Origin of the sequence: Streptomyces sp. NPDC020996 (genome assembly GCF_040641355.1) — a bacterium.
Taxonomy (GTDB): domain Bacteria; phylum Actinomycetota; class Actinomycetes; order Streptomycetales; family Streptomycetaceae; genus Streptomyces.
This window is the reverse complement of record NZ_JBFADM010000036.1, coordinates 17,618-41,125: the sequence shown is the minus strand read 5'-3', so window position 1 is coordinate 41,125 and position 23,508 is coordinate 17,618. Positions and strand designations below refer to the sequence as shown.

Sequence of the window (23,508 nt, the reverse complement as noted above, 5' to 3'; positions counted from 1 at the left end):
GCCGCTTCCAGGGGCCGGGTCCGTGCGCACGGACCCGGCCCCTCGTCCGTCACCGCCTCAGATCACCGTGCCCGCCGTTCCCGTGCCGCCGACGGTCGGCGTGCCGGCCGAGCTGCTCGTCACCGTGGGGGCCGCCGACGCCCGGCCGCTGGCCGAGTCGGAGGTGGACGGCGTCGTGGACGACGAGCTCGACGCGGACGGCGACGCGGACTGCGTCGGCGTGGGGCTCGACGACGTCGACGGCGTCGTCGACGGCCTGGTCGTGGGCGTCCACGACGGCGGCCCGGTCGTCGGCGTCCGCGGGGGACTGCTCGACGCGGCGCCGCCGGAACTCTGCGTGCCGCTCGGTTCGTCGGACGGCCCGGCGGTGTCCGCGGGCGGGGTCGGGTCGTCGGACGTGCCGAGGGTGCCGTCGGGGCCCGGATCGGTCGGCCGGCTGGTCGCCGTGCCGGTGTCGCCGTCGCCGGTCCCGCTCTCGGGCTTGTCGGCGCCCAGGCTGCCGTCGTCGGGGCCCTGGCTGGCCGACGGGTTGACGCCGACCTGGTCCGAGGGGTTGTCGGCGTTGTTGTCGGAGGTGGCGCCGAGCGTGACCACCGTGCCCAGCACGGCGGCGAGCAGGGCGCCCGCGCCGGCCGCGACGAGATTGCGGCGGGCGAGGCCGCGCAGGCCGCCGCGCCGGGACTTCGCCGGGCCGTCGGAGGGCTCCCGGTGCACGACGTAGGGCTCGGCCGGCGACTGGAACGGGGCTGCCGCCGCGAACCCGGCCGGCACACCGCCGGCCGGCGACCGCGACTCCTCGGAGCCCACGTCCGGCACCTCCTCGCCGGCGTTCGCACCGAGCGCCGCCGACGTACCGAGCGCCGCCGGTGTACCGGGACCCGCGGCCGTACCGAGCGCCGCGGCCGTACCGGGACCCGCGGGCGGGCCGGAGCGGTCGGTGACCAGGGCGAGGGCGCGGCGGCCGGTGACGGCGCCGCGCTTGTCGGCGGCCGCGCCGCGCAGGCCGACGGACGCCTCCAGCTCGGTGCGGGCCCGGTCGAGCTCTCCGCCGCACAGCGCGAGGATGCCGAGTTCGTGGTGGAAGTAGGCCTGTTCCGACACCTCGCCGGCCAGCCGGGAGGCCTCGGCGCCGGAGCGCAGCGCCCGCTCCCAGGCGCTCCAGTGCAGCCCGGCGGCGAACGCGGGCGCCGCGGTGCGGGCCAGCCGCACGGCCACGCTCGCCTCGCCGTCGAGGGACGCGGTGGTGGCCGGCACCAGGACGGCGAGGGCGGCGAGCAGGGCGTCGGCCTCGGCGCACACGCGCTCCGGGGTGACCGACGGGTGTCCGGCCCACCAGGCGTAGTGCCGGGCCGCCGTCAGGGCCTGCGCCTCGGCGTCTTCGGCGTAACCGGCGGCCTCCAGCTGGGTGAGCACCCCGGCGGCGAGCCGGTAGCGGGAGCCGACCGGCAGGGCCAGCCCGCTGCTCACCAGCTCGCCGAGGGCGGCGTCGGCGTGGGTGTCGCCGACCAGGGCGGGCAGATGGGCCTGGTGCGGCACCTCGCCGCCGAGCACGACGGCGAAGCGCAGGGCGGCGCGGGCGGCGGGGCTGAGCCGGGAGGCGAGCAGCCGGGCGGGCGCGGCGGCCTCACCGAGCGAGGGCAGCGGGGTCTCGTCGCCGTCCCCGGCGTCCAGCGGCACGTCGGCGGGGGTGGCGTCGGCGAAGACGCCGAACTCGTCGACGGCGTCGGCGCTCGCGCGCAACTGGTCGCGCTGGAACAGCAGGGCGCCGGCCTGGACGAACCGCAGCGGCAGGCCCTCGGACTCGAACCAGAGGTCGCCGGCCCAGTTGGCCTCCTCCTCGGTCAGCGCCCGGCCGACGACACGCTCCAGGATGTCCACGCCGGCGGCACGCCCGAGACCGCCGAGGGCGATCTCCTCGATCCCCGCGTCGGCGGACGGCGCGGGCACGTCGGGCGTGGCGCCGATCAGGAAGGCGCACTCGGGCGTCGCGTCCAGCAGGTCGTCCAGGGCGGCGCCGCCGAACTCGATGTCGTCGACGACGACGACCGCGCCGACGTCCCGCAGGCAGTCGAGCAGATCCTCCCGGCCGGGGCGGTGCAGGGGCGCGTCGTGGACGGCGTGGAAGAGGTCGTACAGCAGGTCGTCGGCCGTCCGGCGGAAGCCGCTCAGCCGGACGACGCCGTCCGGGGCGAGGTCCGCGCAGTCCTCGGCGACGACGTCGAGGAGGCTGGTGCGGCCCGAGCCGGCCGGGCCGGTGAGGCGCACGGAGCGGCCGCGGGCGAGCAGCCGGACGAGGTCCTCGCGCACCTCCTGGCGTTCCAGCAGCGGCAGTGACGGCCGGGCCGGTCCGGGCGGGGCGGGCGGCCGGGCGGCGCGGGCCGCACGATCGCGTTCGTCCGCCGTCAGCTTCCCCGGGCGTCCCGGGCGCTCGCCCGGCGGGCAGATCTCGATCTCGCTGCCGTCCACCGGGTTGACGGTGAGCAGGTAGTCGCCGGTGACGAGCTGCACGGTGCGCGCGAGCGCGGGAGCGTGCTGTCCGAAGTCGGGTGTCAGGGGATCCCTGGGCGGGCGCTGACGCGGCGCGTTGCCGTCGTGGCCGTACTCCTCGGGTCCCCGGCTGTTCGGGTCCATAGGTTCAAGCCCCCAAAAGCGTCGTGTGCGTGAGCCCCTCCCGGCCTTGCTGCACACCGCGCTGTCGCTTCTGGTCCGGGCCCGCTCGCAGGGGTGTCAGGCAGCGGGCGACCGAACCCTAAACCTTCGCTCAGTATCCACGACAGTCCGGGGTGCCGCGCCGCCCGAGACGTCACGGTCTCATGAGGATTGCGCGCGACGGGCCTTTCGGTGCCGAGCGCCCGGGTCTCCCCCGTCATCCGGTTCACACCGGTTCGAGCGGGTCACACGCGGGGCAGTGACTCCACCCCGATGCCCCCCTCGATCGCCAGGATGCGGTGCAGCCGGGTGGCCACCAGCAGGCGCTGCATCTGCGGCGGTACGCCGCGCAGCACCAGGCGGCGGCCGCAGCGGCCGGCCCGCCGGTGGGCCCCCATGATCACCCCGAGCCCGGTGGCGTCCCAGGAGTCGAGTTCGGACAGGTCCAGCACCAGGTCGCCGGCGCCGTCGTCGACGGCCGAGTGCAGGACCGTACGGGCGTCCGCCGCGCTGCGGACGTCGAGGCGGCCCCCGACGACCAGCTCGGCGTGGTCGCCCCTGATGTGCATATGCGCTCCCCGTGATCGCGGTGTCGTACTCCGTGACGGTGGCTGTGCATCGTCTGACTGCTTCGGCGGCGGCCTGGTTGCCGTCTGCAAGCGAACCGATACCGAATTCACCCCGGGGGGTGATTCCCCGGGGCTGTGCGGTGCGTGCGGTGCCGTGTCGCGGAGGTTCAGTACGTGTAGAAGCCCTGCCCGCTCTTGCGTCCGATGTCACCGGCGTCGACCATCCGGCGCATCAGCTCCGGCGGGGCGAACTTCTCGTCCTGCGACTCGGTGTAGATGTTGCTGGTGGCGTGCAGCAGGATGTCGACGCCGGTCAGGTCCGCCGTGGCGAGCGGTCCCATGGCGTGGCCGAAGCCCAGCTTGCAGGCGAGGTCGATGTCCTCGGCGGTCGCCACGCCAGACTCGTACAGCTTCGTCGCCTCGACGACGAGGGCGGAGATGAGCCGGGTCGTCACGAAGCCGGCCACGTCCCGGTTGACGACGATGCAGGTCTTGCCGACGGACTCGGCGAACTCCCGCGCGGTGGCGAGGGTTTCGTCGCTCGTCTTGTAACCGCGGACGAGCTCGACGAGCTGCATCATCGGCACCGGCGAGAAGAAGTGCACGCCGACCACCCGCTCGGGGTGCTCGGTGGCCGCCGCGATCTTGGTGATCGGGATCGCGGAGGTGTTGGAGGCGAGCACGGCGTCCTCGCGCACGAGCTTGTCGAGCGCGCGGAAGATCTCGTGCTTCACCTCGAGCTTCTCGAACACGGCCTCGACGACGATGTCCGCGTCGGCGGCGGCGTCCAGGTCGGTCGTCGCGGTGATGCGGGCCAGGGCGGCGTCGGCGTCGTGCGCCTCCATCCGGCCCTTGGCCACGAACTTGTCGTACGAGGCCTTGATCCCGTCGGTGCCACGCCTGAGCGCCTCGTCGGTGACGTCGCGCAGGACGACGTCCCAGCCCGCCTGCGCGGAGACCTGGGCGATACCGGACCCCATGAGTCCGGCCCCGATGACGGCGAGCTTCCGTGCCACTGTGCGACTCCCATGATACGCGCTGTCGTCAGGCCCTGGCGTTCTCTCCCCCCGTCCGCTCGATGGGTTGGGCCGGGCGTCACGGGACGGTCCTGGAACCAGGAACTCACCGCGACGCCTCCGGGGAGGCGGGAAGGTCACGCAGGCGCCTATCTTCTCCGGCGGACACTAGCGCCCGTGGGGGGCGCAGCGGCCAGATTAGTAACGCGTTTCACGTCTCACGGGGTGAGATGCCGGTCACGTCCGCGGGTACGGGGCAGTTGACGCATCGTCGGCGGCCACCGTCACCGCGCGCTCCGGCGCGCGGTGCGGGCATCCGACGACGTACACCACCTCGGGCTTGCGCTCACCCTTGCTGGGCCATGCCGAACGGGCCGAAGGTCTCGGCCGGCGGTTCAATCTCCCGCGCGGTGACCGGCGCGCACCGTCGGACAGTTCCACCCAGCCATGGCTGCGTGATCCCGCCCGCTTCGACGACCCGGAGGCGGGAGAGTAACGGCAACGGCCCGCCGGTTCACCTCTTGAGCGAGGAGACGAAGGGGGTCCAGGCGGCGGCGGTGAGGAGCAGGGCGGGGCCGTCGGGGGCTTTGGAGTCCCGGACGGGGACCAGGCCGGGGATGTTGTGGGCAACTTCGAGGCAGTTGCCTCCGGTTGCGTTGCTGTAGCTGGACTTCTGCCAGAGGGCGTCACTCAAGTCGATCTGGTTCTCTGCCATTTCGGTAGTCCTCTGCCGCTGCCTTGAACGTGGCCAGGGACGCCTCCGGTGACAGCGCGACGGCCCTGAGCCGATCGTACGACTTGCGGTACGCCTGTACGAGCGCAATATCGTCGATGGTGTCACCGCTGTGCAGAGCCTCTGTGTAGAAGAGCGGCGGGGCGTCCGAGAAGGTCATGATCATGGCGGAGCCGGTCATGAAAGGGTGCGCTACGCACTTCCTCGGTAGAACTTGCGCAGTGATCCGGCGGCGCTCCGCCAGCTCCGCGATCCTGTCCAGTTGCTCGGCCATGTCCTTGGCCTCCAGCAGCGGATCGGTGATCAGCGACTCGTGCAGGATCACCCAGTATCCGGGGGTGTGGTGATCCGCCTCGAAGAGTTCGGCGCGCGCCATCCGGGCGTTGACCTTCTCCTCCACCTCGGCATCGAGGGACAGCGGGAGACCCGCCAGGACCACGGCCCGCGCGTAGGCCGGGGTTTGCAGCAGCCCCGGGAGCAGCATCGGGCACCATTCCTCGATCGCCAGGGCATGCTTCTCCGCTTCCAGAACCTTCTCGAAGTACGCGGCGTGTCCGGCCCTGCGCGCCTTCCGCACATCCTCGCAACGCCGCTCGAAGAACCCGTCCGTGCCCAGCACGCGCTCCGCATGCCGGGCCAGGTCGAGCGGCATCCGCCGCTGCCCGCGCTCGATGTCGCTGAGGTACGTCTTGCCGTAGAAGCTGCCTTCCAGGAACGCCTCCAGGGACAGTCCCGCCGCCTCCCGCTTCCACCGCAACTCCTTGCCGTAGAAGTCGGGGACGCTCATCGAACCGTCGATGTCCTTGCGTCGCACCACGCGCTCACCGCCGTAACTCACCGTGCCGTTTCCACTGTTCGCGTCGCGGACGCGAATCCTCTTTCACGGTAGCGAGCCTGACGACACTCTGTGAGTCGTTCGTCACACAGTGCACGAAAGGCTGACCGGCGCGTGCACTGTGACGGCCTGCTCACTGTCATGGCCGGGCCGCCCTACGTGACAGTGGCCGTGACAGTGGGCACACCAGCGCTCCGGACGACCGGGGCGTAACTACGCTGGTCGCATGGTCAATCTGACGCGCATCTACACCAGGACCGGCGACAAGGGCACCACCGCCCTCGGTGACATGAGCCGGGTCGCCAAGACGGACCTCCGGATCTCGGCGTACGCCGACGCCAACGAGGCGAACGCGGTGATCGGCACGGCGATCACGCTGGGCAACCTGGAGGAGGAGGTCGTCAAGGTCCTCGCCCGCGTCCAGAACGACCTGTTCGACGTGGGTGCGGACCTGTCGACGCCGGTGAAGGAGAACCCGGAGTTCCCGCCGCTGCGGGTCGAGCAGTTCTACATCGACAGGCTGGAGGCGGACTGCGACCGTTTCAACGAGCGGCTGGAGAAGCTGCGTTCCTTCATCCTCCCGGGCGGTACTCCGGGGGCGGCCCTGCTGCACCAGGCCTGCACGGTCGTCCGCCGCGCCGAGCGCTCGACCTGGGCGGCCCTGGAGGTGCACGGCGAGACGATGAACCCGCTGACGGCGACCTACCTCAACCGCCTCTCCGACCTCCTCTTCATCCTCGCCCGCACGGCGAACAAGGACGTCGGGGACGTGCTGTGGGTGCCGGGCGGGGAGCGTTGACCGGCGGATCCCCGGAGACCCGCCGGTCCGACAGCGCCCCGAGGGGGCGCGGGGAACTGCGCGACCAGCCACGACGGCGCGGCAGGCAGCCGACGACACGGCGCGGCACCAGCGGCCCGCTCAGCGCCCGGCGGTCCTGGGGAACAGCGTGTAGCTGCCGGCGATCACCACGTTGACGCCGATCAGCCACAGCATCCGCTGCTGCCAGGCGCGCAGCGGGCCCGCGGCGTCACCGCCGACGTACCAGACCGCGGCCTGGAGCAGCGCTACGGCGACCAGGGCGGCGAGGATCCAGCGGCCCGCGACCTTCCATTCGTGGACGGCGCGGGCCGTGCCGTACCTCGGCGGCCGCGGCGGCGGAGGACCGCCCGCGAAGCGGTGGGCGGCGCGGGCGTCGGCCCACTTGACCGTGGCGTGACCGAGGCCCACGGTGAAGCCGATGTAGACGGCGGCGAGGCCGTGCCGCCAGTCGGGGTCGGCGCCGTTGCGCAGGTCGATCGCGGTGACGGCGAACAGCACCAGCTCCAGCAGGGGTTCACACAGCAGCAGGGCCAGTCCGAGGCGCGGCATCCGCAGCAGGTAGCGGACGGCCAGCCCCGCGGCCAGCAGCACCCAGAAGGCCACCTCGCACCCGACGACCAGACCGACGATCACGGCACGCCCCCTTCCCTCACCCCCAGGCTCCCGGCGGCGGCGCCGGATTTCGTCGTCGCCGGAGACGACTCGGCGGCGTTCGGCGGTACATCGAAAGTTGCAGTCACGGGCCGTCCTCGCGGACCACGCGGTGACCGCCGTGCCGTGCTGGGATGGAGCCATGGCCGTACGACTCCCCCGCCCGCACCCGCACGACGTGCGCATCGCCGTGGGCGGGCTGCTCGGGGGGCTGCTGCTGTGGGGGCTCGGCCTCACCCCGCGCCACGCCGGTGACGGCCTCGTCCTGTGGCCCGCCCGGCAGGCCGTGCTCGTGCCGCTCGTCGTGACGGCCGGCTGCGAGCTGCTGCGCCGCAGCCGGCCGCGCGCGGCCCTGCTGACCGGGACGGTCGCGCTGGCGGCCGACACGGTCACCCTCGGCAGCGTCGTCACCGTCGTGATGTTCACCGACCTGGTGTACGCGGCCGTGCTGTACGGCACTCCCGCGTCCGCCCGCCGCATTCCGTGGCTCACCGGGCTGCTCACGGTGGCCGGAGCGGTGGTGCCCTACGCCCTGTGGCGCGTCCCCGAGGCCCTGCTGATCGGCGTCGGCGTCGGCGTGATCGCGCTCGCGCCCGCGGCCACCGGCTGGGTCGTGCGCGACCACCGGGACGCGGCCGAGGCCGCGCGGCTGCGCGCCGAGCAGACCGCCCTGCTCGCCGAGGCGGACCGCCGCCAGGCGGTCACCGCCGAACGCGCCCGGGTGGCCCGCGAACTGCACGACGTGGTCGCGGGCCACCTGTCCGCCATCGCCATCCACTCCACGGCCGCCCTCTCCCTCGACGACCCGGACACCTCCCGAGGGGCCCTGTCCGTCATCCGCGAGAACAGCGTGGCGGGCCTGGCCGAGATGCGCCGGCTGATCGGCATGCTGCGCGAGGGCGGCGGGGAGCCGGAACCGGCCCCCGCGCCCAGCCTGGACGCCGTCGCCGACCTGGTCGAAGGCGCCCGCGCCAACGGCCTCGACGTCGCCCTGGACGCCGAGCCCGGCGAGGTCCCGGCCCCGGTCGGGCTCGCCGCGTACCGCATCGTCCAGGAGGCACTGACCAACGCGCTGAAGCATGCCGCCGAGGGCCGGGTCACCGTGACGTTGCACCGGCAGGGCCACATCCTGGACGTCCGCGTGACGAGCCCCTACGACAAGCACGACGAACACGAGGGACACGACGGCCACGACGGGCCCCACGCTCCTGGTTCCGGCGCCGGTCTCATCGGCATGCGGGAGCGGGCCGCGCTGCTCGGCGGCACGTTCCGGGCGGGGCCCGACGGGCCGCGGTGGACGGTGCGCGCCCGTCTCCCGCTGACCGGAGGAGCCCACGAATGATCCGTGTCCTGGTCGCCGAGGACCAGTCCGCCGTCCGCGCCGGGCTGGTCCTCATCCTGGGCAGCGCCCCCGACATCGAGGTGGTCGGGGAGGCCGCGGACGGCGAGCAGGCGGTGGCGCTGGCCCGGGAACTGCGTCCGGACCTGGTGCTGATGGACGTGCAGATGCCGCGGCTGGACGGGGTGGCGGCGACCCGGCGGGTGGTCGGCGAGCGACTGGCCGACGTGCTCGTGCTGACCACCTTCGACCTCGACGCGTACGTCTTCGGGGCGTTGCGCGCCGGGGCCGCCGGGTTCCTGCTGAAGAGCGCCGAGGCGAAGGACCTGCTGGAGGCCGTGCGGACGGTCGCGCGCGGCGAGGGCCTGATCGCGCCGGCCGTCACCCGCCGCATCGTCGCCGAGTTCGCCGCGCGGCCGGCGCGGGAGCCGTCGGCCGACCCCGCCGTCCTGGAGTCCCTGACGCGGCGTGAGCGCGAGGTGCTGTCCTGCCTCGGCGAGGGGCTGTCCAACGCCGGTATCGCCGAGCGGCTCGACATGGCCGAGGCCACCGTGAAGACGCACGTCAGCCGACTGCTGGGGAAGCTGGAGCTGCGCAGCCGGGTTCAAGCGGCCGTGCTGGCGCAGGAGTTGGGACTGCACTGAGCCGCCGGACAGGGTGGTCCAGACCTATTGACCTATGGTCCAGACCTTTCTATTCTCGCGGCACCGTGGGCGTGAAGGCTCAGTCATGCCCCTGACACCCCTAGAGGGAGGCGCAGCATGCGCTTCAGACACAGAGCCGCGGCAGGGTTCGCGACCCTGTTGCTCCCGCTGGCCGGACTGGTCGGCCTCGCGAGCCCGGCCCAGGCCGCGACGACCGCCACCGCCACCTACGCCAAGACCCAGGACTGGGGCACCGGCTTCGAGGGCACGTGGACGGTGAAGAACACCGGCACCACCGCCATCAGCTCCTGGACGATCGAGTGGGACTTCCCCTCCGGCACGTCCGTCACCTCCGCCTGGGACGCGGACGTCACCTCCGCCGGCACCCACTGGACCGCCAAGGACAAGTCCTACAACGGCTCGATAGCCCCCGGCGCCTCCGTCTCCTTCGGCTTCAACGGCTCCGGATCCGGCTCCCCCGCCAACTGCAAGCTCAACGGCGACAGTTGTGACGGAACGACCGTCCCCGGCGACGCGGCGCCCTCCGCGCCGGGGACCCCCACCGCCTCCGGTGTCACCGACACCTCGGTGAAGCTGTCGTGGAGCGCGGCCACCGACGACAAGGGCGTCAAGAACTACGACGTCCTGCGCGACGGCGCCACGGTCGCCACGGTGACGACGACCTCGTACACGGACACCGGCCTGACCGCCGGCACCGACTACTCGTACACCGTCCGGGCCCGTGACACCGCCGACCAGACCGGACCGGTCAGCGGCGCGGTCGCCGTGCACACCACCGGCACCACCACTCCCCCGCCCACGGGCGGCGACAAGGTCAAGCTCGGCTACTTCACCGAGTGGGGCATCTACGGCCGGAACTACAACGTCAAGAACCTGGTGACGTCCGGCTCCGCCTCGAAGATCACGCACATCAACTACGCCTTCGGCAACGTCACCGGCGGCAAGTGCGTGATCGGCGACTCCTACGCCGACTACGACAAGGCCTTCACCGCCGACCAGTCGGTCAGCGGCGTCGCCGACACCTGGGACCAGCCGCTGCGCGGCAACTTCAACCAGCTGCGCCAGCTCAAGGCCAAGTACCCGAACATCAAGGTGCTGTGGTCCTTCGGCGGCTGGACCTGGTCCGGCGGCTTCGGTGATGCCGCGAAGAACCCGGCCGCCTTCGCGCAGTCCTGCTACGACCTGGTCGAGGACCCCCGCTGGGCCGACGTCTTCGACGGCATCGACATCGACTGGGAGTACCCGAACGCCTGCGGGCTGAGCTGCGACACCAGCGGCGCGGCGGCCTACAAGAACCTGATGCAGGCGCTGCGCGCCAAGTTCGGCTCGAACAACCTGGTCACCGCCGCGGTCACCGCCGACGGCTCCTCCGGCGGCAAGATCGAGGCCGCCGACTACGCGGGCGCCGCTGCGTACGTCGACTGGTACAACGTGATGACGTACGACTTCTTCGGCGCCTGGGACGCCAAGGGCCCGACCGCCCCGCACTCCCCGCTCACCTCCTACAGCGGCATCCCGAAGGCCGGGTTCACCACGGCCGACGCGATGGCCAAGTTCAAGGCGATCGGGGTGCCCGCGAGCAAGCTGCTCATCGGCATCGGCTTCTACGGGCGCGGCTGGACCGGCGTCACCCAGGACGCCCCCGGCGGCACGGCCACCGGACCCGCGGCCGGCACCTACGAGCAGGGCATCGAGGACTACAAGGTCCTCAAGACGTCCTGCCCGGCCACCGGCACGGTCGCCGGCACGGCCTACGCGCACTGCGGCAGCAACTGGTGGTCGTACGACACCCCGGCCACCATCGGCACGAAGATGGCGTGGGCCAAGACCCAGAACCTGGGCGGCGCCTTCTTCTGGGAGTTCAGCGGCGACACCGCGAACGGCGAGCTGGTGAGCGCCATCAGCAACGGCCTGAGCTGATCCGTCCCTCCCCCCACCCCGCCGCGGGCGGCCTCCGGGCCCGTCCGCGGCGGGCTTCTTCATGCGCGCCGAAAGCGGGACTACGCCACGTTCACCCTCCCCCAGACTTCGTCCGGGGGGACCCCCACCCAACGATGAACGCGGCTACGCCACGTTCACCCGTTGGCCGGGCGGGGCCGCCTCCAGCCAGGCGAGGAAACCGGTCAACGCGTCGTCGCTCATGGCGAGTTCGAGGCGCGTGCCGCGGTGCAGACAGGTGAGGACGACGGCGTCGGACAGCAGCGCCAGCTCCTCCTCGCCCTCGGGCAGACGGCGGCCGGCGACCTCGATCGCCGCGCGCTCCAGGGTGCGCCGCGGCCGGTAGGCGTAGGAGAAGACGCGGTACCACTCGATCCGGTCGCCGTTGTAGCGGGCGACGCCGTAGCTCCAGCCCTTGCCGCTGGTGTCGGGTTTCTCCGTCACGTCCCAGCGCAGACTGCAGTCGAAGGTGCCGCCCGAGCGCTGGATGAGCCTGCGGCGCAGGCCGAAGACGAACAGCCCCAGCACCACGAGGGCGACGACGGTTCCGCACACAGTCAGAGCGAGGACCATCGGCACCGACCTCCTCGTCTCCTAGGTACCCGTACAGGTAACGGAACGGAAAAATCATCCAGATTTGCCTCAGCCGCGGCGGGCACCGGATCGCTCCGGTCCCAGCCGCGGCTGAGTGACGTCATCGCACGGCGCGCTGGGGTCAGCGCGCCGCCGCTGCCCGCAGTCGTACGTCGGCACGGCGCAGCGCGTGGGCGTCGGCCTCGGCCTGCGCGCGCTCGCGCGCCCGCTCCGCGCGCTGGACATCGATCTCGTCCGAGAGCTCGGCGATCTCTGCCAGCAGGGACAGCTTGTTGTCCGCGAACGAGATGAAACCGCCGTGCACAGCGGCCACGACCGTTCCACCATCACTCGTACGGATGGTCACCGGGCCCGATTCCAGCACACCGAGCAGCGGCTGGTGACCGGGCATGACGCCGATGTCGCCGGACGTGGTGCGCGCGACGACCAGGGTGGCCTCGCCGGACCAGACCTCTCGGTCGGCCGCGACCATCGCGACGTGCAGCTCAGCAGCCAAGGGTGGCTCCTCGGGTCACCACCCGGCGGGTCTGCCGGGTGTTGGTTACAAGTCTAGTAGGCGTGAGAGAGGGGGCGGGACGAACCCCGCCCCCTCTGACATGAGCACAGCTCACGGTGAGCGCGAGGCTCAGGAGACGCCCAGCTCCTTGGCGTTCTTCTTCAGGTCCTCGAGACCACCGCACATGAAGAAGGCCTGCTCGGGGAAGTGGTCGTACTCACCGTCGCAGATCGCGTTGAACGCGGCGATCGACTCGTCCAGCGGAACGTCCGAGCCGTCCACGCCGGTGAACTGCTTGGCAGCGTGGGTGTTCTGGGACAGGAAGCGCTCCACGCGACGGGCACGGTGGACGACGAGCTTGTCCTCCTCGCCGAGCTCGTCGATACCGAGGATCGCGATGATGTCCTGCAGGTCCTTGTACTTCTGCAGGATCGTCTTCACGCGCATGGCCGCGTTGTAGTGGTCCGCCGCGATGTAGCGGGGGTCCAGGATCCGGGACGTGGAGTCCAGCGGGTCCACGGCCGGGTAGATGCCCTTCTCCGAGATCGGACGGGAGAGCACCGTCGTCGCGTCGAGGTGGGCGAAGGTGGTGGCCGGCGCCGGGTCGGTCAGGTCGTCCGCGGGGACGTAGATCGCCTGCATCGAGGTGATCGAGTGACCGCGGGTCGAGGTGATGCGCTCCTGGAGCTGACCCATCTCGTCCGCCAGGTTCGGCTGGTAACCCACCGCGGACGGCATGCGGCCGAGCAGCGTGGAGACCTCGGAACCGGCCTGGGTGAAGCGGAAGATGTTGTCGATGAAGAACAGCACGTCCTGCTTCTGGACGTCGCGGAAGTACTCCGCCATCGTCAGACCGGCCAGGGCGACGCGCAGACGGGTGCCCGGGGGCTCGTCCATCTGACCGAAGACCAGCGCGGTCTTGTCGAGGACGCCGGACTCCTCCATCTCCTGGATGAGGTCGTTGCCCTCACGGGTGCGCTCGCCGACGCCCGCGAAGACGGAGACGCCCTCGTGGAGGTTGGCGACACGCATGATCATTTCCTGGATCAGCACGGTCTTGCCGACGCCGGCGCCACCGAACAGACCGATCTTGCCGCCCTTGACGTACGGGGTCAGCAGGTCGACGACCTTCAGGCCGGTCTCGAACATCTCGGTCTTCGACTCGAGCTGGTCGAACGCCGGGGCGGTGCGGTGGATGGACCAGCGCTCGCCGTCGTAGGACTCGTCGACGTTCAGCACCTCGCCGAGGGTGTTGAACACCTTGCCCTTGGTGAAGTCGCCGACCGGCACGGAGATGCCCGCGCCCGTGTCGGTCACCGGGGCCTGGCGGACCAGACCGTCGGTGGGCTGCATGGAGATGGCGCGGACCAGGCCGTCACCCAGGTGCTGGGCGACCTCCAGGGTCAGCGTCTTCTTCTCGCCCGCGTTCGCCGGGTCGGCGACCTGGACGTGCAGGGCGTTGTAGATCTCCGGCATCGCGTCGACGGGGAACTCCACGTCGACGACCGGGCCGATGACCCGGGCGACGCGGCCCGTAGCCGTCGCGGTCTCAACAGTGGTGGTCATTAGCGGTCACTCCCCGCGGTCGCGTCGGCCAGGGCGCTCGCGCCACCGACGATCTCGCTGATTTCCTGGGTGATTTCGGCCTGGCGGGCCTGGTTGGCAAGCCGGGTGAGCGTCTCGATCAGCTCACCGGCGTTGTCCGTGGCCGACTTCATCGCGCGCCGCGTGGCGGCGTGCTTCGAAGCGGCCGACTGGAGCAGCGCGTTGTAGATACGGCTCTCGACGTACCGCGGCAGCAGGGCGTCGAGGACGTCCTCCGCCGACGGCTCGAAGTCGAACAGCGGCAGGATCTCGCCCTGCGGCCCCGCGGCGGTAGCCGCTGATGTCGGGGTCTGGGCCACCTCTTCGAGACGCAGCGGCAGCAGCCGGGCGCCGAGAGCGGTCTGCGTCATCATCGAGACGAACTCGGTGAAGACGATGTGGAGTTCGTCCACGCCGCCGTCCGCCGTGTCCTTCTCGATCGCCTCGATCAGCGGGGCCGCGACCTTCTTGGCGTCCGCGTACGTGGGCTCGTCGGTGAAGCCGCCCCAGGACTCCGCGATCTTGCGCTCACGGAACTTGTAGTGGGCGACACCGCGGCGGCCGACGATGTACGTGTCGACCTCCTTGCCCTCGCGCTCGAGACGCTCGGTCAGCTGCTCCGCGGCCTTGATGGCGTTGGAGTTGAAGGCGCCGGCCAGACCGCGGTCGCTCGTCATGAGCAGGACCGCGGCGCGGGTCGGGTTCTCCGCCTCCGTGGTGAGCGGGTGCTTGGTGTTCGAACCGGTACCGACCGCCGTGACCGCTCGGGTGAGCTCGTTCGCGTACGGCGTGGAGGCCGCCACCTTGCGCTGCGCCTTGACGACGCGCGAGGCGGCGATCATCTCCATCGCCTTCGTGATCTTCTTGGTCGCGGTGACGGATCGGATGCGACGCTTGTAGACCCGGAGCTGGGCTCCCATGAGTCAGGTCCCTTCCGTCGTCACTTGCCGGAGGTGGCAGGGGCGTCCTCGCCGAGCAGCTTGCCGTCCGAGGTCTCGAACTGCTTCTTGAACTCCGCGATGGCGTCGGCGATGGCCGTCAGCGTGTCGTCGGACATCTTGCCGCCCTCCTTGATGGAGGTCATGAGGCCCTGCTCCTTGCGGTGCAGGTACTCCAGGAGCTCCTTCTCGAAGCGGCGGATGTCGGCGACGGGGACCTCGTCCATCTTGCCGGTGGTGCCGGCCCAGACGGAGACGACCTGGTCCTCGGTGGCCATCGGCTCGTACTGCGCCTGCTTCAGCAGCTCGACCATGCGCTGACCGCGCTCCAGCGAGGCCTTCGACGCGGCGTCCAGGTCGGAACCGAAGGCGGCGAACGCCTCCAGCTCACGGTACTGGGCGAGGTCCACGCGGAGGCGGCCGGAGACCTGGCGCATCGCCTTGTGCTGGGCCGAGCCACCGACGCGGGAGACCGAGATACCGACGTTCAGGGCCGGGCGCTGGCCGGCGTTGAACAGGTCGGACTCCAGGAAGCACTGGCCGTCGGTGATGGAGATGACGTTGGTCGGGATGAAGGCCGAGACGTCGTTGGCCTTGGTCTCGACGATCGGCAGACCGGTCATCGAGCCGGCACCCAGGTCGTCGGAGAGCTTCGCGCAGCGCTCCAGCAGACGGGAGTGCAGGTAGAAGACGTCACCCGGGTAGGCCTCACGGCCCGGCGGGCGGCGCAGCAGCAGCGACACGGCACGGTAGGCGTCGGCCTGCTTCGACAGGTCGTCGAAGATGATGAGGACGTGCTTGCCCTCGTACATCCACTGCTGGCCGATGGCCGAACCGGTGTACGGCGCCAGGTACTTGAAGCCGGCCGGGTCGGACGCCGGGGCGGCGACGATGGTCGTGTACTCCAGGGCGCCGTTCTCCTCCAGCGCGCGGCGCACGCCGGCGATGGTGGAGCCCTTCTGGCCGATGGCGACGTAGATGCAGCGGACCTGCTTCTTCGGGTCGCCCGAGCGCCAGTTGTCGCGCTGGTTGATGATCGTGTCGATGGCCAGGGCGGTCTTGCCGGTCTGGCGGTCACCGATGATCAGCTGACGCTGGCCGCGGCCGATCGGGGTCATCGCGTCGACGGCCTTGTAGCCGGTCTCCATCGGCTCGTGCACCGACTTGCGCTGCATGACCGTGGGGGCCTGCAGTTCGAGGGCGCGGCGGCCGGACGTCTCGATCTCGCCGAGGCCGTCGATCGGGTTGCCGAGCGGGTCGACGACGCGGCCGAGGTAGCCCTCGCCGACGGCCACGGAGAGCACCTCACCGGTGCGGGTGACCGGCTGCCCCTCCTCGATGCCGGCGAACTCGCCGAGCACGATGGCACCGATCTCGCGCTCCTCGAGGTTGAGGGCGAGGCCGAGGGTGCCGTCCTCGAACTTCAGCAGTTCGTTGGCCATGGCCGAGGGCAGGCCCTCGACCTTCGCGATGCCGTCGCCGGCAAGGGTGACCGTACCGACCTCCTCGCGCGAGGCCGCGTCCGGCTGGTACGACTGGACAAAGGTCTCCAGTGCGTCCCGGATCTCCTCCGGCCGGATCGTGAGCTCCGCCATCTGGGTTCCCTGCTCTCCTTGTTGGGCCCGAAGTTTCACTTTGGGGGGATGGGGACTCCCCCCTGAAAGAGGTGAATCCTCTGCACGGCCCAACCAGGGCCGTAAGTACGTCTTGCTTATGAAGTTGCTGCTAGCTCGCCAGTCGGCGGCCGGCGTCCTCGATGCGGTCCGCGATGGAGCCGTTGATGACCTCGTCGCCGACCTGCACCCGGATCCCGCCGAGAACTTCGGGGTCCACGTCGATGTTCAGGTGCATGCGGCGCCCGTAGAGCTTCGCCAGGACGGCGCCCAAGCGCTGCTTCTGCGCGTCGCTCAGCGGCACCGCCGAGGTGACCACGGCCACCAGACGGTCCCGGCGCTCGGCGGCCAGCTTGGACAGGGAGTCCAGTCCCGTCTCCAGGCTACGTCCCCGCGGCGCGCTCACAAGACGCACCACCAGACGCTCGGTCGTCGCGGCGGCCCGGCCGCCGAGCAGCCGGTGCAGCAGCTCGACCTTGGCCGGTACGGAGGCCTTGCGGTCGGTCAGCGCGGCACGCAGCTCGGTGTTCGAGGTGAGGATCCGGCCGAACCGGAACAGCTCGTCCTCGACGTCGTCGAGCGTGCCCGCCCGCTGGGCGGCGGTGAGGTCGGCGATGTTCGCCAGCTCCTCGAGCGCGTCCGCCAGGTCGCGGGACTGCGACCAGCGGGAGCGCACCATCCCGGACACCAGGTCGGCGGCGGGACCGCTGACCTGGCTGCCGAACAGGCGCTGGGCCAGACCGGCCTTGGCCTCACCGGACTGCGCCGGGTCGGTCAGGACCCGACGCAAGCCGACCTCGCGGTCGAGCAGCGCGGTGACGGCGGCCAGCTCGTCGGCGAGCGAGCCGGCGTCCACGGACGTGGAGTCCGTCAGCGCGTCGAGACGCTCGCGTGCGGCTGCCAGGGCCTCGCGGCTCGCTCCGTTCATCGCGTGGCCTCGGCCTTCGTCGCCTTGTCGTCGAGCTCGTCAAGGAAACGGTCGATCACACGGCTCTGCCGGGCGTGGTCCTCGAGGGACTCGCCGACGAGCTTGCCGGCCAGTTCGGTGGCGAGCTTGCCGACGTCCTGGCGCAGCGCGGACGCGGCGGCCTTGCGGTCGGCCTCGATCTGGGCGTGACCGGCGGCGACGATCTCCTCACGCTGCCGCTGGCCCTCGGCGCGCATCTCGGCGATGAGCGCGGCGCCCTGCTCCTGCGCCTCCTGGCGCAGACGCGCGGCCTCGTGCCGGGCCTCGGCGAGCTGAGCCTTGTACTGCTCAAGGACGCTCTGGGCCTCGGTCTGCGCGGCCTCGGCCTTCTCGATACCGCCCTCGATGGCCTCGCGACGCTCTTCCAGAACCTTGTTGATGTTCGGAAGGAGCTTCTTGGCGAGGAAGCCGAAGACGATGACGAAGGCGATGAGGCCGATGACGAGCTCGGGGATCGGCGGGACGAGGGGATTCTCCATCTCCTCGGCCGCCACAATGAGCAGCTGGCTCATTTCGGTGCCTTTCGTCTAGTCGGCTGGTGGTGGATCTGTCAGATCACTTGCCGTAGACAAAGGGCATGACCAGACCGATCAGGGCCAGCGCCTCACAGAAGGCGAAGCCCAGGATCTGGTTGGCGCGGATCAGGCCGGCCGCCTCGGGCTGACGGGCCAGGGCCTGCGTGCCGTTGCCGAAGATGATGCCGACGCCGACGCCGGGGCCGATGGCGGCAAGGCCGTAACCGATGGAGCCGAGCGAACCGGAGACAGCAGCAAGGGTCTGGGACATGCCAGTTCTTCCTTTTCTTTACCGGACCGGTGGGGGTTGGCCACCGGACGAATAGGGGGTGGTGAGGGCGCTCAGTGGTGCTCGGCGAGCGCACCCTGGATGTAGGTGCAGGTCAGGAGCACGAAGACGTACGCCTGCAGGGCCTGGATGAAGAGCTCGAAGGCCGTCATCACCACGGTCATGATGAAGCTGACGCCGGCGTAGGCGATACCGATGCCGTTCAGCAGGTACCAGCTGGCGATCGTGAAGAGCAGCAGCAGCGTGTGACCGGCGAACATGTTCGCGAAGAGTCGGACGGCGTGCGTGAACGGGCGGACCAGCAGGTTCGAGAAGAACTCGATGACCATGGCGAGCGGGAGCACTGCGCCCAGGGACTTGTCGTAGCCGGTGACGTTCTTGAAGAAACCGACGAAGCCATGGCGCTTGAAGGTCAGCGAGACCCACAGGACGTAGACGACCAGGGCCAGGACCGCGGGGTAGGCGATGATCGACGTGACCGGGAACTGGGCGACCGGAATGACCGACCAGAGGTTCATCATCCAGATGAAGAAGAACAGCGAGACGACGAGCGGAACGTACTTCTCGCCCTCGCGCTTGCCGATCGTCTCGTAGACGACTCCGCGCCGGATGAAGTCGTAACCGGCTTCGGCGACCATCTGCAGCTTGCCCGGCACGACCTGCGGCTTACGGAACGCGGCCCAGAAGAACCCGACGATGATGACCGAGCCGAGCAACGCCAGCAGCATCGTCTTGTTGAAGTACACGTTGCTGTTCGCGTCGCCCCAGATGGGCTCGAACAGGAACGAGTGCAGGCCGGGGGCCGGGAAGCCACAGCCGTCGAAGATGTGGCAGTCGGTCTCGAAGGCGAGCACCTGCGTCGGGTCAGCACTCACCGCGGGCTCCTTCAGCGTGGCGCATAGGTACGGCAACCTCGTTGTGTCGGCGCGGCGCAAGGCCGCGGTTCGGCACCGGACTGGTGTTACGGATGTGGTGGCGGCTGTGGGGCATCAAGCCTCGCGATCGATCAGGCGTCAGCTCGGATGCCCGCGCCCGCGATGCCGCAGTTGGCACCGGACGATAGCAGGATCTCTCAGACGTCTTTATCCCAGCCCTACCCCTCACGACGAATGCCCCGACTTTTCGGGCTCGACATAGAGGATCTTCGACTTCATATGGGCACGTGTCTGTGCGGCGATCCACGCGAGCGTGCCGACGAGCAGCGTGATCGCGAAAGCCTTGGGGTGGAACAGCGTCGTGTTCTTGAACACTGCCATGAAGACGAACAGCAGCAGGATCTGGGCGGCGTACAGCATCAGCCCCATGGCCTGGAACAGGTGCGGAAGCGATTTGGCGGTGCGCTGCAGAGCGTAGAGCCCCAGCCCCATGAACAGGATCACGACCAGCGTCGCGACGACCGCCCCGATCGCCCCCTTGCCGCCGGCGACCACAGCGCTGACACCGACGGCGATCGCGCCGACGGCGGCTGTGGGCACAGCGGCCTGGAGCAGGTTCCGGGCGTCAGATGACGGCATGGCGGCAACTCCGCTTTTCACAGGGGGCAGGGGTGTCGTCATGGACGAGCGTAGTCCCGGGGTGAGAGGGAACCTCACGGCCAAGGGACCGTCACAGTGCGGCCCTTCGGCTTTGTCCGGGGTTCTCGTGAACCGTATCACAAACTATTTGATGCGGTCTTTACCAAGCGGGTGTGCTTGCTGTCACACATGAGAGTGACCCTGCGCGTCTGTGCAGAAACAGCGCCGATCTGTCTGATATTGGGCTGGTTCGTTCCCCCACGACTTGGCAATGCTCTAGTCAGATTCTTACCTTGCGGCCGTCAGCCCGACGTCCCGGCCTTACGTCGGTCCAGCGAGCGGGAACGGCGGCTCACGGCGGTCGCCCCGTTGACCCCGGAGGTCCCGGCGGCGACCGGAGGGCGCGGCTCCTCATCGGCCGCGGACGCGTGCGCCGGGGTGGACGCCGCCTCGGCGACCGCCCTGCGCCGGCGGTAGCGCGGCGGCACGAAGGCCTCCGCCCAGCGCGGCGCCCGCGGGGTGAAGCGCGGCAGCAGGAGCAGCACCAGCCCCAGCGCGCTGAGGATCACCACGCTCAGCACGATCCACATGGACGCCGAGTTGACGGAGTACGCCAGGGCGCCGAAGGCGATCAGGGCCGACCAGAAGTACATGATCAGCACCGCCCGGCTGTGCGAGTGGCCGATCTCCAGCAGCCGGTGGTGCAGGTGGCCGCGGTCGGCCGCGAACGGCGACTGGCCACGCCAGGTGCGCCGCACGATCGCCAGCACCAGGTCGGCGGTCGGCACCGCGATGATCGTCAGCGGCATGAGCAAGGGGATGTACACAGGCACCATCTGATGGACGGTGCTGCGCTCGGAGCCCCCGAACAGGTTGTCCGGGTCGACCTGCCCCGTGACGGAGATCGCGCCCGCGGCCAGTACGAGTCCGATCAGCATCGACCCCGAGTCACCCATGAAGATGCGCGCGGGGTGCATGTTGTGCGGCAGAAAGCCCAGGCACATTCCCATGAGAATGGTGGCGAACAGCGTCGCGGGAGCGGCGGCCTCGATGCCGTACGAGTACCAGATACGGTAGGTGTACATGAAGAACGCGGCCGCCGCGATGCACACCATTCCTGCGGCGAGACCGTCGAGGCCGTCCACGAAGTTGACCGCGTTGATGGTGATGACGACCAAAGCGACCGTCAAGAGGGTGCCCTGCCACTGCGTCAGGGCGACCGTACCGACACTCGGGATCGGCAGCCACAGAATGGTCAGACCTTGCATGACCATGACGCCGGCAGCGATCATCTGACCGCCCAGCTTGATCAGCGCGTCGATCTCGAACTTGTCGTCCAGCACGCCGATCAGCCAGATCAGCGCCGCGCCGGACAGCAGCGCCCGCGGTTCGTTGGACTTCTCGAAGACCTCGCTGAGGTTGGTCAGGTGGTCCGCGACGAGCAGGCCCGCGCACAGGCCGAAGAACATCGCGATACCGCCGAGCCGCGGGGTGGGTTCCCGGTGCACGTCGCGTGCCCGGATCTCCGGCATCGCCCCGGCCACGATCGCGAACTTCCGTACCGGCCCTGTCAGCAGATACGTCACCGCGGCCGTGATGCAGAGCGTCAGCAGGTATTCACGCACGGGCTTCCCCACAGGTCTCGCTGGCCATCACAGCCCCACACCCTAGCGATGGACGCATACCAGTGGGGACTTCCGGGTAGCGATGATGGTTGCACGTGAGGCTGTGTCCTCGGGTCGCGCCCCGGTCAAACCTAATGTGCACGCCAGTGCGCACACCCTTGTGCACGCCGGTGCACGCACCCATGTGCACGCCGGTGCGGCTGCCCCCGCTCAGCCGGAAGCACGGCCGCTCAGCCGGAGTACGGCGGAAATCTACCGGCCAGCTCGCGCACCTCCTCACGCGCCTTCTGGCTCTCCACCTCGCCGCGCAGCACGCCGGCCAGCAGACCGGCGATGAACGCCATCTCCCCCTGGCCCATGCCCTGGGTGGTCACCGCTGCCGTGCCCAGCCTGAGGCCCCGGCCGTCCCCGTGCGGCAGCGCGCAGCAGTCCAGCACCATCCCGGCGGCGGCCAGCCGCCCGCGCGCGGTGCGTCCGTCCACGCCGAGCGGCGCCGGGTCGGCGGTGATCAGGTGGGTGTCCGTGCCGCCGGTGGTCACCACCAGCCCCTCGGCGGCGAGTTGGGCCGCCAGGACCCGGGCGTTGGCGACCACCTGATGGGCGTACGCGGCGAACGCCGGTGTCGCCGCCTCGCCGAAGGCGACCGCCTTGGCGGCGATGGTGTGCATCTGGGCGCCGCCCTGGGTGAACGGGAAGACGGCCCGGTCGACCCGCTCGGCGAGGTCGGCTCCGCACAGGATCATCCCGCCGCGCGGCCCCCGCAGCACCTTGTGCGTGGTGCCGCAGACGATGTCGGCGTACGGCACCGGGCTGGGCGCCGCCTTCCCGGCGACGAGCCCGATCGGGTGGGCGGCGTCGGCGATGAGGAACGCGCCGACCTCGTCGGCGACCTCGCGGAAGAAGGCGTGGTCGATGTGGCGCGGATAGGCGATCGACCCGCACACGATCGCCTTCGGCCGGCGGGTGCGGGCCAGGGTGCGCACCTGGTCGTGGTCGATCAGGCCGGTCTCCGCGTCCACGCCGTAGCCGACGAAGTCGAACCAGCGGCCGGAGAAGTTGGCGGGCGAGCCGTGCGTGAGGTGGCCGCCGTAGGGCAGGCCGAGGGCGAGGACGGTGTCCCCGGGGCGCAGCAGCGCCGCGTAGGCGGCCAGGACGGCCGACGAGCCGGAGTGCGGCTGCACGTTGGCGTGCTCGGCGCCGAACAGTTCCTTGGCCCGCTCGACGGCGAGACGCTCGGCGACGTCGACGATCTCGCAGCCGCCGTGGTAGCGGGCGCCGGGGTAGCCCTCGGCGTACTTGTTGGCCAGCGGCGAGCCGAGCGCGGCCAGCACGGCGGGCGAGGTGAAGTTCTCGGCGGCGATCAGCTGGAGCGTCGTGGACTGCCGGTCGAGCTCGCCGAACAGGATGTCGGCCAGTTCCGGGTCCTGCCGCCGCAGGACATCGGCCTCTCGCGTAGGGGTGACCGGCATGGTGTGCTCCGGGGGCGTCGACGGTGACGTACGACCAATGTAGGCCCGCCGCCGCCGGTGCGCCCGGCCGCGACGTCCTCCCGGGTGACCGGACCAGCCCCTTGACACCCACCCGGCCCTCCCGCCCCCCACCTTCACGCCCCCGCCCCACTCCGACACCCTCACGCCCGCGCCCGCGCCCGCGCCGATGACCGCGCACATGCCAGCGACACGCGCCCGCGCCCGGTAGAGGCACACGGCGCCCGCTACGGGCCGCCGGCACACCGCGCCTCCAGCCGGCCTGTGCAGCCGGTCCTGTCCATCCAGCCCCGGCAGGCCTCCGGCGCCTCCAACCTCTGCGGCGGACTCCGGCCGTCCACGCACTCGCGTCGCGGACCTCGGCCACCGGGGCCGCCGGGCCGTAGGTCGGAAGGCCGCCGGGCCGCCGGGCCGCCAGGCCGGAAGGCCGCAGGCCGCCAGGCCGCAGGCCGGAAGGCCGCAGGCCGCCAGGCCGCAGGCCGGAAGGCCGCAGGCCGCCAGGCCGCAGGCCGGAAGGCCGCAGGCCGCCAGGCCGCAGGCCGGAAGGCCGCAGGCCGCCAGGCCGGAAGGCCACCAGGCCGGAAGGCCACCAGGCCGGAAGGCCACCAGGCCGGAAGGCCACCAGGCCGGAAGGCCACCAGGCCGGAAGGCCACCAGGCCGGAAGGCCACG

General features: G+C 70.8%; 22 protein-coding genes. 4 read left to right on the top strand and 18 right to left on the bottom strand.

Annotated elements, in window-relative coordinates; all coding sequences use genetic code 11:
* Window positions 1-57 precede the first annotated feature (57 nt).
* The 5 genes from AB0G63_RS23610 to AB0G63_RS23590 all read right to left on the bottom strand — a co-directional run bounded on the left by AB0G63_RS23610 (window position 58) and on the right by AB0G63_RS23590 (window position 5,784).
* Window positions 58-2,631, bottom strand: coding sequence for an ATP-binding protein (locus AB0G63_RS23610; protein ID WP_360753521.1), 2,574 nt, complete (start codon window positions 2,629-2,631; stop codon window positions 58-60).
* Between the two features lie 263 nt (window positions 2,632-2,894).
* Window positions 2,895-3,218, bottom strand: coding sequence for an STAS domain-containing protein (locus tag AB0G63_RS23605; protein WP_003997851.1), 324 nt, complete (start codon window positions 3,216-3,218; stop codon window positions 2,895-2,897).
* Between the two features lie 167 nt (window positions 3,219-3,385).
* Window positions 3,386-4,234: a 3-hydroxyacyl-CoA dehydrogenase family protein gene (locus tag AB0G63_RS23600; protein ID WP_324786228.1), complete on the bottom strand. Its 849-nt coding sequence runs from the start codon at window positions 4,232-4,234 to the stop codon at window positions 3,386-3,388.
* Window positions 4,235-4,748: 514 nt separating this feature from the next.
* Window positions 4,749-4,949, bottom strand: coding sequence for a DUF397 domain-containing protein (locus AB0G63_RS23595; protein ID WP_360753518.1), 201 nt, complete (start codon window positions 4,947-4,949; stop codon window positions 4,749-4,751).
* Window positions 4,921-5,784 (bottom strand): helix-turn-helix transcriptional regulator, encoded by an 864-nt coding sequence (locus AB0G63_RS23590; protein WP_360753515.1) that lies wholly within the window; start codon window positions 5,782-5,784, stop codon window positions 4,921-4,923. Before AB0G63_RS23590 ends, AB0G63_RS23595 begins: the two co-directional genes overlap by 29 nt.
* 244 nt (window positions 5,785-6,028) lie before the next feature.
* On the opposite strand from AB0G63_RS23590, the gene AB0G63_RS23585 reads away from it, so the two are divergent.
* Window positions 6,029-6,601, top strand: coding sequence for a cob(I)yrinic acid a,c-diamide adenosyltransferase (locus AB0G63_RS23585; protein WP_360753513.1), 573 nt, complete (start codon window positions 6,029-6,031; stop codon window positions 6,599-6,601).
* Between the two features lie 120 nt (window positions 6,602-6,721).
* Here the strand turns inward: AB0G63_RS23585 and AB0G63_RS23580 are convergent, their stop codons facing one another.
* On the bottom strand, window positions 6,722-7,255 hold the full coding sequence (locus AB0G63_RS23580) for a hypothetical protein (protein ID WP_360753510.1): 534 nt from the start codon (window positions 7,253-7,255) through the stop codon (window positions 6,722-6,724).
* A gap of 160 nt (window positions 7,256-7,415) precedes the next feature.
* Here AB0G63_RS23580 and AB0G63_RS23575 point away from each other — a divergent pair, with 160 nt between their 5' ends.
* From AB0G63_RS23575 to AB0G63_RS23565, 3 genes are all read left to right on the top strand, one after another.
* The gene (locus tag AB0G63_RS23575) at window positions 7,416-8,615 is read left to right on the top strand and encodes a histidine kinase (protein ID WP_360753507.1); all 1,200 of its coding nucleotides are present in this window, start codon (window positions 7,416-7,418) and stop codon (window positions 8,613-8,615) included.
* Complete coding sequence (locus AB0G63_RS23570) at window positions 8,612-9,256, top strand: response regulator transcription factor (RefSeq protein ID WP_360753504.1); 645 nt, start codon at window positions 8,612-8,614, stop codon at window positions 9,254-9,256. Before AB0G63_RS23575 ends, AB0G63_RS23570 begins: the two co-directional genes overlap by 4 nt.
* Before the next feature lie 117 nt (window positions 9,257-9,373).
* Window positions 9,374-11,197 carry a glycoside hydrolase family 18 chitinase gene (locus AB0G63_RS23565; protein ID WP_360753502.1) on the top strand — a complete coding sequence of 608 codons (1,824 nt, stop codon included), beginning with the start codon at window positions 9,374-9,376 and terminating at the stop codon, window positions 11,195-11,197.
* Between the two features lie 144 nt (window positions 11,198-11,341).
* Here the strand turns inward: AB0G63_RS23565 and AB0G63_RS23560 are convergent, their stop codons facing one another.
* From AB0G63_RS23560 to glyA, 12 genes are all read right to left on the bottom strand, one after another.
* Window positions 11,342-11,788: a DUF2550 domain-containing protein gene (locus AB0G63_RS23560; RefSeq protein WP_360753500.1), complete on the bottom strand. Its 447-nt coding sequence runs from the start codon at window positions 11,786-11,788 to the stop codon at window positions 11,342-11,344.
* Window positions 11,789-11,930: 142 nt separating this feature from the next.
* Window positions 11,931-12,305: a F0F1 ATP synthase subunit epsilon gene (locus tag AB0G63_RS23555; protein WP_324786214.1), complete on the bottom strand. Its 375-nt coding sequence runs from the start codon at window positions 12,303-12,305 to the stop codon at window positions 11,931-11,933.
* A 129-nt stretch (window positions 12,306-12,434) separates the two neighbouring features.
* A complete protein-coding gene (atpD, locus tag AB0G63_RS23550) occupies window positions 12,435-13,871 on the bottom strand; it encodes a F0F1 ATP synthase subunit beta (protein WP_360753496.1) in 1,437 nt (478 codons plus the stop codon).
* Entirely contained in the window at window positions 13,871-14,809 is a 939-nt protein-coding gene (locus AB0G63_RS23545) for a F0F1 ATP synthase subunit gamma (RefSeq protein ID WP_360753493.1), read from the bottom strand. Before AB0G63_RS23545 ends, atpD begins: the two co-directional genes overlap by 1 nt.
* A gap of 20 nt (window positions 14,810-14,829) precedes the next feature.
* Window positions 14,830-16,422: a F0F1 ATP synthase subunit alpha gene (gene atpA / locus AB0G63_RS23540; protein WP_360753491.1), complete on the bottom strand. Its 1,593-nt coding sequence runs from the start codon at window positions 16,420-16,422 to the stop codon at window positions 14,830-14,832.
* Window positions 16,423-16,552: 130 nt separating this feature from the next.
* Window positions 16,553-17,368 (bottom strand): F0F1 ATP synthase subunit delta, encoded by an 816-nt coding sequence (locus AB0G63_RS23535; protein ID WP_360753489.1) that lies wholly within the window; start codon window positions 17,366-17,368, stop codon window positions 16,553-16,555.
* A complete protein-coding gene (locus tag AB0G63_RS23530) occupies window positions 17,365-17,919 on the bottom strand; it encodes a F0F1 ATP synthase subunit B (RefSeq protein WP_324786208.1) in 555 nt (184 codons plus the stop codon). Before AB0G63_RS23530 ends, AB0G63_RS23535 begins: the two co-directional genes overlap by 4 nt.
* A 43-nt stretch (window positions 17,920-17,962) precedes the next feature.
* Window positions 17,963-18,193: an ATP synthase F0 subunit C gene (gene atpE, locus AB0G63_RS23525; protein ID WP_024884520.1), complete on the bottom strand. Its 231-nt coding sequence runs from the start codon at window positions 18,191-18,193 to the stop codon at window positions 17,963-17,965.
* A gap of 71 nt (window positions 18,194-18,264) precedes the next feature.
* Window positions 18,265-19,086 (bottom strand): F0F1 ATP synthase subunit A, encoded by an 822-nt coding sequence (gene atpB, locus AB0G63_RS23520; RefSeq protein WP_360753486.1) that lies wholly within the window; start codon window positions 19,084-19,086, stop codon window positions 18,265-18,267.
* A gap of 225 nt (window positions 19,087-19,311) precedes the next feature.
* The gene (locus AB0G63_RS23515) at window positions 19,312-19,725 is read right to left on the bottom strand and encodes a hypothetical protein (protein WP_324786278.1); all 414 of its coding nucleotides are present in this window, start codon (window positions 19,723-19,725) and stop codon (window positions 19,312-19,314) included.
* 302 nt (window positions 19,726-20,027) lie between these two features.
* The gene (locus tag AB0G63_RS23510) at window positions 20,028-21,350 is read right to left on the bottom strand and encodes an MraY family glycosyltransferase (protein WP_324786206.1); all 1,323 of its coding nucleotides are present in this window, start codon (window positions 21,348-21,350) and stop codon (window positions 20,028-20,030) included.
* Window positions 21,351-21,580: 230 nt separating this feature from the next.
* Window positions 21,581-22,819 (bottom strand): serine hydroxymethyltransferase, encoded by a 1,239-nt coding sequence (glyA, locus tag AB0G63_RS23505; protein WP_360753483.1) that lies wholly within the window; start codon window positions 22,817-22,819, stop codon window positions 21,581-21,583.
* Window positions 22,820-23,508: the final 689 nt, after the last annotated feature.